7 protein-coding genes and 1 pseudogene are annotated in these 9,276 nt (G+C 72.7%); 5 read left to right on the top strand and 3 right to left on the bottom strand.

Translation table 11 applies throughout. The annotated features are described in order from the left end of the window. Both AB0K09_RS23965 and AB0K09_RS23960 read right to left on the bottom strand, forming a co-directional pair. On the bottom strand, positions 1–262 hold a 262-nt coding region (locus AB0K09_RS23965; protein ID WP_366067432.1), incomplete at its 3' end, for a GntR family transcriptional regulator. 132 nt (positions 263–394) lie between these two features. After that, the gene (locus tag AB0K09_RS23960; RefSeq protein ID WP_366067431.1) at positions 395–1,978 is read right to left on the bottom strand and encodes a carboxylesterase family protein; all 1,584 of its coding nucleotides are present in this window, start codon (positions 1,976–1,978) and stop codon (positions 395–397) included. 327 nt (positions 1,979–2,305) lie between these two features. Here AB0K09_RS23960 and AB0K09_RS23955 point away from each other — a divergent pair, with 327 nt between their 5' ends. Both AB0K09_RS23955 and AB0K09_RS23950 read left to right on the top strand, forming a co-directional pair. After that, entirely contained in the window at positions 2,306–2,887 is a 582-nt protein-coding gene (locus AB0K09_RS23955) for a TetR family transcriptional regulator (RefSeq protein WP_366067430.1), read from the top strand. A gap of 157 nt (positions 2,888–3,044) precedes the next feature. After that, positions 3,045–3,806 carry a glucose 1-dehydrogenase gene (locus tag AB0K09_RS23950; RefSeq protein WP_366067429.1) on the top strand — a complete coding sequence of 254 codons (762 nt, stop codon included), beginning with the start codon at positions 3,045–3,047 and terminating at the stop codon, positions 3,804–3,806. Here the strand turns inward: AB0K09_RS23950 and AB0K09_RS23945 are convergent. Next, positions 3,796–5,220 carry an amino acid permease gene (locus tag AB0K09_RS23945; RefSeq protein WP_366067428.1) on the bottom strand — a complete coding sequence of 475 codons (1,425 nt, stop codon included), beginning with the start codon at positions 5,218–5,220 and terminating at the stop codon, positions 3,796–3,798. The genes AB0K09_RS23950 and AB0K09_RS23945 overlap by 11 nt on opposite strands. A 414-nt stretch (positions 5,221–5,634) precedes the next feature. Between AB0K09_RS23945 and AB0K09_RS23940 the strand changes: the two genes are divergently transcribed. The 3 genes and pseudogenes from AB0K09_RS23940 to AB0K09_RS23930 form a co-directional block, all read left to right on the top strand. Next, on the top strand, positions 5,635–7,071 hold the full coding sequence (locus tag AB0K09_RS23940) for a class I SAM-dependent methyltransferase (protein WP_366067427.1): 1,437 nt from the start codon (positions 5,635–5,637) through the stop codon (positions 7,069–7,071). Then, positions 7,068–8,537, top strand: a complete 1,470-nt coding sequence (locus tag AB0K09_RS23935; protein WP_366067426.1) for a peptide ligase PGM1-related protein — start codon at positions 7,068–7,070, stop codon at positions 8,535–8,537. Before AB0K09_RS23940 ends, AB0K09_RS23935 begins: the two co-directional genes overlap by 4 nt. A 323-nt stretch (positions 8,538–8,860) precedes the next feature. Further along, a pseudogene (locus AB0K09_RS23930) lies at positions 8,861–9,276 on the top strand (hypothetical protein); the annotation flags it as partial.

The following is a 9,276-nucleotide window of genomic DNA, read 5'->3' as shown; positions in this document are numbered from 1 at the left end:
GGTCGAGGTCGCGCTCGCTGACCTCGGTGACCCGGAAGCCCTTGTTGCGCACGGCCTCGACGAGGCCCTCCCGGGCCAGGTCGAGCATGGCCTCGCGCACGGGCGTGGCGGAGACACCGAAGTCGGCCGCGAGGGCGGGCGCGGAGTAGACGCAGCCGGGGCGGAGTTCACCCGAGATGAGGGCCGCGCGCAGGGCGTGCGCGACCTTGTCGCGCAACCGCTCCTGGGCGGCGAGGGGTATGCGGTGCTGCTGTCCGCCCACTGCGGGACCTCCGTGCCGGTTCGGAGGACCAGCGTACAGTGTCACACTGCGTGACGGACGGGGCCGTGAGCCCAGGGCGCTCCGGGTCCTGACAGCGGCCGGAACGCCCTGGAGGTGGCGCCGGATTGCGGGTCACCCGGTCGCGGTCGTCGGGCGGGGGCCCCAGTCCGCGTCGTCCCAGAAGGCCAGCTGGCGCAGCTTCGGTGTGACGCCGACGCGCGCGAGGTCGCCGTCCCGGCCACCGAGGATCAGCGTGCTCGGGCGGTCCGGCGAGAAGACCGGCCAGTCGGGCACGTGGGCGCTGCGGGGCACGCCGTCGCGGGCGAAGGAGGCCACCAGCTCGATGAAGGCGTCGGAGACCAGCCGCTCCCGCGGGCCGTCGCCGAACTGGCCGACGAACTCGGGCCGCCGGTGGGAGGCGAAGAGGAACTTCGACGTCGCGTCGTGCGGGGTGCCGGAGTGCGGGGGTTGCAGGGGGTGGGCGAACTCCATGAGGTACTGCTCGGACCGGCCCTCGCGGGCGTGCCGCTCGGCGAGGCGCACGATCTGGTGACGGAACAGCGCGTCGCCCCAGACCTCGGTCCACAGCGACAGGTGGTCGTCCGGCAGGCCGTCGGCCCGGGCGGACTCGCGGTAGTGGGCGACGCAGGCGTCGACGAGCGCGTCGCCGACCTCGGCGGCGCCCTTGATCAGTACGCCGCGGACGGCCTCGCGCAGCTCCTCGTCGTCGACGGGGGCCGGCGGGGCGGGCGGGAAGGAGCCGGCGAGCGGGTCGGTGAAGAAGGACCCCTCGGTGTGGTTGTAGACGACCATCATCGGGAGGTCGGGCGTGGGCAGTTCGTGGTCGAAGCCGCGCATCAACGTGCCGTCGGCCACCGGTCCCCGGTACTCGCGCCCGCTGCCCACGGCCCGCTTCTCGGGACTGCCGGAGAAGACCTCCGCCCAGGCGTCCCACAGCTCGGTCGCGGGCACCTCACGCAGTCCGGGCACAGTGGTCCCGAAACGGCGGGCCAGGAGCTCGTAGACGGCGCGGGAGTCCTCGGGCGTGAGCGAGTTCACCGGCTGCCAGACGTGCATCGCGCTGATGTGGATCGTGCGGCGGACGATGTCGCGCACCTTGGGCAGGAGCGAGAGCAGATAGGTGGTCCCGCCGCCCGCCGAAGTGCCGCAGAGGGTGATGTTCCCGGGGTCGCCGCCGAATGCGGCGATGTTGTCCTGCACCCAGTGCAGGAGAGCGATCTGATCCTGCAGGCCCCAGTTGGCGATTGCCCCGGATTCGGGGTCCGCTAACTCTTCGTGTAGCCCGAAACCAAAGGCTGCCATACGGTAGTTGAACGTCACGACAACGATGTCGCCGTGGGCGGAGGGACGGGCTCCGTCGAAGGTGGGCACGCTTCCGCCACCGACCTGCCAACCGCCGCCGTGGATGTAGACCAGCACCGGCCGGCTGCCGGACACCTCGGGCGTCCAGACGTTCGCGTAGAGGCAGTCCTCGCCACTGCCGGGTGCTCCTGGCTGCAGGAACAGGGGTCCGGGCGCCAGCGCCTCCCGCACCCCGCCCCAGGGCCGCGGCGGCCGCGGCGAGGCGAAGCGCAGGGGCCCCACCGGCGGCTCGGCGTACGGCACGCCACGGAAGACCGTGACGTCGCCCTCGCGGCGGCCCGCGAGGCGCCCCGAAGCGGTACTGACCACGACCGACTCACCGGAATGGTTCATTCTTGTCTCCATGCCGGTCATCGTTGAGGGGGCGCTTTTGACTTGCCAATGACCAACTCAAAACCATGTCAAGTAGTCCGGTCTTGAACTGAACGGTGGTTTATTCGTTTCGGTCAGAGCCCTGCCCAAATCCGGCCAGGACGCTTGGGACGGAAGAAAGATTCAAGCCACACGGATGAATGCGGCGGCAATCGGGCCCGGACGGGACCCGGACAGGCGGACCGGGTGGCGGCCGGCCGGCTGCGCGACCGGCCGGCCCCTGGCGCCAACCGGAGCCCGCGACTCCTTTATTGACCGTTCGTTCTGGATATGGCTAGAGTCGATCACGTGGCCAGGACCAAGGAATTCGATCCGGACGCCGCCCTGCAGTCAGCCCTGGAGCTGTTCTGGAGGCGTGGCTACGAGGCGACGTCGATGGCGGACCTCGTCGAGCATCTGGGCATCGCGCGCGCCAGCCTCTACGCGACGTTCGGCAGCAAGCGGGAGCTCTACCTGAAGGCGCTCGACCGGTACGGGGAGCAGCGCGGCCCGCGGATCGTGGAGGAGCTGTCCCAGCCGGGGCCCGCCCTGCCGGCGGTGCGGGAGCTGGTGCGCCGCTTCGCGGACGAGTCGGCGGACGACGCGCTGCGGCGCGGCTGCTTCGTCACCAACACGGCGGTGGAGCTCGGCGCGCACGACGCCGACAGCGCCCGCCGGGTCGAGGAGAGCTGGAACAGCCTGGAGACGGCGCTGACCTCGGCGCTGATCCGTGCCCGCGCCCAGGGCGAGCTGGCGCCGGAGCGGGATCCGGCGGCGCTGGCCCGGATGCTGCTGGTGCTCCTGCAGGGCATCCGGGTGGTCGGCCGGATCGGCTCCGGCCCGGCCCGGCCGCGTGACGCCGCCGCCCAGGCCCTGACCCTGCTGGACTGAACCGCCACCCTGCCGCCGCCCCGGCCGCCCCACTCGCCCCGGCCGGCCCCGCCCCGCCCAGCCGAACGCCCTTAATCGGGACCGAGCGTTCCACTTCCTGGTGACCGCCCCGTTTCCGTCTTCGTCCGTCTTCCGATCAGCTGAGGAGCCCCCCGTCATGACCGCACGTTTCACCGGCAGGACCGTCCTCGTCACGGGCGGGGGCACCGGCATCGGCCGGGCCGTGGCGCTCGCCTTCGCCCGGGAGGGCGCCCGGGTGGTGGTGGCCGGCCGCCGGGAGGAGCCGCTGAAGGAGACCGTGGTGCTCATCGAGGCCGAGGGCGGTCAGGCCACCGCGGCCACCGCGGACGTCACCCGTCCGGAGGACGTACGGGCCCTGGTCGCCCTGACCGTGGAGACGTACGGCGGCCTGGACGTGGCCGTGAACAACGTGGGGACGGCCGTGCCGCCGGCCAAGGTCGCGGACATCGCCGAGGACGACTGGCACACGGTCCTGTCGGTCAACCTCACCGGCACCTGGCTGTCCATGAAGCACGAGATCGACCACATGCGGACGCACGGCGGCGGCGCGATCGTGAACATCGCGTCCAACCTCGGCGCGCACCTGCGCAAGGAGGGGCTCGGCGCGTACGCCACCAGCAAGGCCGCGGTCTCGGCGTTGACCCGCAGCGCGGCGCGGGACCACATCGCCGACGGCGTCCGGATCAACGCGGTCAGCCCGGGGCCGGTCGACACCCCGATGTCGACGCGCCCCGGGGAGTCCCCGGCGGACAAGGCGGAGCGGATGCGCCGCGACGTCCCGGCCGGCCGTGCGGGCAGCCCCGAGGAGGTGGCGGCGGCGGTGCTCCACCTCGCCTCCGACGAGGCCGCCTACACCGTCGGCACCGAGCTGGTGCTCGACGGCGGCGTCACGGCCTGACGGCCTCGGTCGCGGTCACGGCCTCGGTCGCGGCGGGCGCCCCGGCCGGACCGGCCTGCGCCGCCTCCTCCGAGCCGGCTCGCCGCCCGGACTCCCCTGCCGGGCGGCGGGCCGCCATCCACACGTAGACGAGGATGCCGACGAACAGGAACAGCACGCCCTGGTAGACGGCCTTGTATCCGGCGCCGGCAACCAGCCAGAAGGAGAAGGCGAACGCGCCGACCGAGAGGACCAGGTCCCGCGTCAGCCGGGCCGGGCGCACCTGCTCGCGCCGCCCGATGAGCAGGAAGTAGATCTGCGCCGCGGTGGCCAGCAGGTAGGGAACCGTCGCCGAGAAGGTGGTGACGAGGACGAGGACCTCGAAGACCCCGCCCGAGCCCAGCAGGTAGTTGACGACCGTCAGCAGGGTGGCGAGCACGGACGCCGCGAGCACACCGGCCGTCGGGACGCCGCGCCGCTTCTTGGCGAAGGCGGCGGGGAACAGCCCGTCCTTGGCGGCCGCGTAGGGGGCCTGGGCGCTCATGAGCGTCCAGCCGTTGAGCGCGCCGACGATGGAGACGACCGCCGCGAGGGCGATCAGCGTGCCGCCCCACTCGCCGCCGAACATCGCGTTCACGGCGTCGGAGAAGGGCGCGGTGGAGTCGACGAGCTTGTCGTGGGCGACGGTGCCGAAGACGGAGACGGTGCCCAGCAGGTAGACCAGCGCCGCGCCGATGGTGCCGAAGACGCTCGCCCGGCCGACGTTGCGCTCGGGGTCGCGGACCTCGCCCGCGCTCATGGCCGCCGACTCCACGCCGATGTAGCTGTAGAGCAGGATCGCGGCCGAGGCGGTCAGACCGCCCGTCCAGTTTCCGCCGCCCTCGGTGAAGGAGCCGAGGTTCTTCGGGTCGAAGAAGAAGATTCCGACGACCGCGACGAACAGCAGCGGCACGAACTTCATCACGGTGGAGACGAGCTGCACCGCGCCCACCCAGCGGGTGCCGGCGAGGTTCGCCAGCGCGGGGAGCCACAGCATGAGCAGCGCCACGAGCAGGTCCGAGCCGGCGGAGTGTGTACCGCCGGTCAGGACGTGGAAGTAACCCACGCCGGCGACGGCCAGCGCCGCGTTGCTGACCCAGGTCATCGTCCAGTACGACCAGGCCGACAGGAATCCGGCGAAGTCGCCGAACGCCTCCCGCGCGTAGACGTACGGGCCGCCGGTGCGCGGGTCGCGCTCGGCGAGCCGTCCGAAGACGAGGGCGAGCGCGATGGCGCCGACGGTCAGGACGCCGAAGGCGAGCAGGCTGACCGTGCCGAAGGGGGCGACCGAGGCGGGGAGCAGGAAGATGCCGCCGCCGATGATGTTGCCCATGACCAGGGAGATGGCCGTGGGCAGGCCGAAGCGGCGGCTCGGCGTGCCGTCGGTGTCGTGCATGGGTGGTGCGCCTCTCGTCCTGCGGGCAGTCGCGGGTCTCTGCGTCGCGGGTGTGCGGAGTCTATGGGTCCGGAAGTGCGACGCTGGGTTGCGACAGCACATAGTGAGGGTGAATCGGCCGCCCGCAAAATCAGGGATTTTTGTCCCGCCGGGTGGGCCGTTGGACAGTAAAAGGTGCAGCGCGACGGCCCGTCAACCGTCATTTGTTCGACACCTGGCGATCAAGTGGAATCAACACACCCATTACTACGGGTGAGAACCCCGCCGCTTTTGGTCACTGAATGTCGAGCCATGGCCCCGTTGTCTCGTGATGCCGCGTTTCGCCGGGAAAGGTAGGCTCCGGTTTCACCGGAATTCCCCGGAGTCCGGGTCCGGCGGCCCTCGCCGCGGACACCGGACCGGAAGGCGGTGACCATGGAATCCCTGCGTCCCGTCTCGGTGATCGGTTCGGCCGAGCGCATCGAGGATTTCGTCGCCAAAGTGGTCCAGGAGTGCCAGAACGGGCTGCCGAGCCGGGCCCTGCACCTGGCCACCCAGGTGCCGTGGCACGAGATCGGCGAACACGTCGCCCGGTACGCCGACCGCGTCCAGGCCCCCTACACGCGCCGGGACACCGGCATCGACCTGCGGCTGCCGCGGGCGGCGGTGACGGTGGAGCGGCTGTCGGGGTCCGTCTTCGTCTGCGGCCACCGGACCGGGCCGCCGGTGTCCCCGGAGGACGGCGAGCCGCTGCCGCCGCCCGGCGGGGCGGCCGAGGTCTGGCGGCAGGCCGAGGCCCTGATGGAGCTCGCCGCCGGGGCCGGTGCCCGCGACGAGAAGCCCGCGCGCGTCGAAGGGCTGCTCAAGCACGACAGCTGGCTCGTCGCGACACTGGCGTCCGACGTCCTCAACCGGATGGGCGTCCCCGCCGTGCCCCGGTTCGTCCGCGATCATGATCCCGGCGCGCCGGCCGGGAGCCACCGGCCCGCGGACGGCAGCGCCACCGAGGCCTGGGAGGCGCGGATCAGCGTGGACGAGTACTCCTTCTTCGAGGCCGTCCACCCCGCCTACGCCATGCAGATGGTGGAGCTCGGCAGGATGGTCCGCACCCACGCCGCGCGGCTCCCCGACCGGATCCTGGACGTCGGCAGCGGGCCCGGGCTGCCGACGGTGATGCTCACCGAGATGTTCCCCGACGCCCGGATCGACGCGGTCGAGCCGAGCCCCGCCGCCTTCCCCCACCTGCTGCGGACGGCCGAGGCGCGCCGCATCACCGCGCACCGCACCGGGATCACCGAGTACACCGGCCCCGAGGACTTCCCCCTCGCGGTCTCGGTCGGCTCCTCGCACCACCTCGACACGAGGATGTTCCTGCGCGGGCTCAAGCGGCACACCGTGCCCGGCGGGCTGATCGTGGTCGCCGACGAGATGATCTCCCGGTTCACATCCGAGGAGGAGCGGTCCAGGATCATCGCCGACCACCACCTCTCCTACATCGACGAGACCCTGGCGCATGTGCGCGAGGAGGACCTTCCGCCGGCGGAGCGGCGCAGGCTGCGGGCCCTGCGGGAGGCGGACCGCCGCACTCCGGAGGCCCTGCACCGGCTGCTCGACGAGGCGCGCCGGGACCGCCGGTTCTACCCGGGCGACGAGAGTCCCTGGCAGCGGGTGCGCTTCACGGTGCTGGAGCTGGAGGCGCTGGTGGCCGGGCTCGACTACGACGTCGAACGCAAGACCTATCCGGACAACTTCATCGCCCTCGCCGCGGACGAGGGCCTGGAGCTGCTGGCCCACCGGCGCGTCCACGCCACGCTCGGCACGTCCGACCGCGACGCCGGAACCCATGTCTTCGCCCTGCGCAGGCCGCCATGACCCGGCCGGCACCGGCGCGCCCCGCGCTGGTCTGCGTCGAGAGCCGCGAGTGCGATCCGCAGCTGCTGGAGCGGCTGACCGGCGCGACCCGCTTCCCCGAGCGGCTGGCCGGGCCCGCGATCATCCACACGGTCTGCCGGGCCGGCGGGCGGCTGCTCTATGTGACGGCACCGCCCATGGAGGACGCCGAGCGGCAGGTGGAGTACTACCTCGGCCTGCTGGGCGAGGGCGCGCGCCCGGACCGCCGGGCCGTGGAGGTGGTGGGCCTGGACGACTCGTCCTCCCGCTGGCTCAGCCACAAGATCCTCGATCCCGGCAACCCGGACGCGGCGCGGTTGCGCGCCGGCATCCACGCGTTCGTGGAGCACGAGCGGGACAACGGGTCGGACGTGCGGCTGAGTTACTACGAGCCGTCGCTGCCGCTGGAGGGCCTCGCCCGTGACCTCGGCGTGCCCCGGGACCAGTTCGACGCGGCCTGGATCCCGCTGGGCACCAAGTGCGCCGGGCGCGCGCTGCTCGCCGAGGCGGGCCTCGCCGTCCCGGCGGGCACCGGGCTGTGCCGCTCAACGGTCGAACTCGCGCGGGGCGTCGCCGGGCTGGTGCGGGCGGGGTACCCCCGGGTGGTGCTCAAGCTGGACAGTACGGCCTACGGCGGCGGCCTCGGCAACGCGGTGCTCGACGTGAGCGGTCTGGACCCGGAGCGGGAGGCCGGTCTCGTCGAGCGGATCCACGCCGAGCTGCCGCACGCCGTCCTGGTCGACGCGAAGATCAGCTGGCGGGAGTTCAGCGCGATGATCGCGGAGTCCGGCGCGATCGCGGAGGAGTGGGTCGAGGACGACGGGCTCGCCAGCCCCAGCTTCCAGGGCCGGATCACCCCGGACGGCACGGTGGAGGCCGTCTCCACGCACGACCAGGTGCTGATCACCGGCGGCCAGGTCTACGCGGGCTGCTCCTTCCCGGCCGACGCCGCCTACCGGGCCGTGATCACCGGCCTCGGTGTGCGGGTCGGCCGGGCACTGCGGGAGCGGGGGCTGCGGGGCGGCGACTACGGGGTGGACTTCCTCGTCACCGGCCCGCGCTCGGACCCGCGCGTGCTGGGCTGCGAACTGAATCTGCGGGCGACGGGCACCAAGCACCCGTTCACCACGGTGACGGGCCTGCTGGGCATCTCCCCCACCGCGGACGGGCGCCTGGTCCTCGCCGACGGCACGGAGCGCGTGTACGAGGCGTCGGACGCGCTGACGGACCCGCGCTTCACGGGCCTGCGCCCGGGCCGGCTGATCGACGCGGTCACCGGCTCACCGCTCGGCTACGACCCCGCGCTCGGCACCGGCGTCGTGCTGCACATGATGAGCGCGGTGGTCGACTACGGGAAGTTCGGCGCGGTCTGCGTCGGCCGCGACCGGGCCGAGGCCGCGCGACTGATGCGGGACCTGCGCGATCTCGTCACCGGCCTTCCCCGGTGAACCCGCCGCGGCGGCGGGTGCGGCGAGGAGCCCGAGCAGGGCGGCGGCTCCCAGGGTCATGACGGCAACACGGCGCATACAGGACCTCTTATCCGGTCATGTGCTTGGATGCATCACTCGCGCTACGAGTGCCCCAGCGCTCGCCGCGCCATGCGGGGTTTCACCCGGATGTGGTGACGGTGAACTGCCGTCGCATTCCCCCCCACACACACGACGGGGGCACGGCCTCGCAGCTCCACGGCGCAGCCCGGCGGTGAGGGGTGCGCGCCGACCGCGCCCCATGCCTCTTCCCGCCGGATGGCACCCGGTGCCAGACTGCGGGAATGATCAAGCGATGGGTCAAGTACACCGACCACGCCTGGAGTTGCCTCGGTGGCGACCCGGCGCTCACGGACGCCGTCGAGTACGGCGGCCCCGCCGGAACCCTGCCGGCACGGCTCCCCGTGCGGGAACTGGCGCGGTCCACCGTCGCGGTGTGCGCGCTGGCCGCCGCGGAGCTGGAGACGGTGCGGCGGGGCGGCGGGGCGCTGCCCGTGGTGCGGGTGGACGACGGGGCGGTGGCCACCGCGTTCGTCAGCGAGCGGCACCTGCGCGTCGACGGGCGCGCCCCCATCATCTTCGCCCCGCTCTCCCGCTTCTGGCGCACCGCCGACGGCTGGCTGCGCACGCACGCGAACTATCCGCACCACCGCGCCCGCCTGCTGGCGGCCCTGAAGCTCGCCGACGACAGCGACCCGGC

The organism is Streptomyces sp. NPDC049577, assembly GCF_040675635.1.
Classification (GTDB): domain Bacteria; phylum Actinomycetota; class Actinomycetes; order Streptomycetales; family Streptomycetaceae; genus Streptomyces.
Note: the sequence above shows the minus strand (reverse complement) of the source record. Positions and strands in the feature narration are given on the sequence as shown.

Coding starts and splice junctions, on each gene's coding strand:
- AB0K09_RS23950 (WP_366067429.1), top strand. CDS start 3,045: ATGACCGCACGTTTCACCGGCAGGACCGTCCTCGTCACGGGCGGGGGC.
- AB0K09_RS23960 (WP_366067431.1), bottom strand. CDS start 1,978: ATGAACCATTCCGGTGAGTCGGTCGTGGTCAGTACCGCTTCGGGGCGC.
- AB0K09_RS23945 (WP_366067428.1), bottom strand. CDS start 5,220: ATGCACGACACCGACGGCACGCCGAGCCGCCGCTTCGGCCTGCCCACG.
- AB0K09_RS23935 (WP_366067426.1), top strand. CDS start 7,068: ATGACCCGGCCGGCACCGGCGCGCCCCGCGCTGGTCTGCGTCGAGAGC.
- AB0K09_RS23940 (WP_366067427.1), top strand. CDS start 5,635: ATGGAATCCCTGCGTCCCGTCTCGGTGATCGGTTCGGCCGAGCGCATC.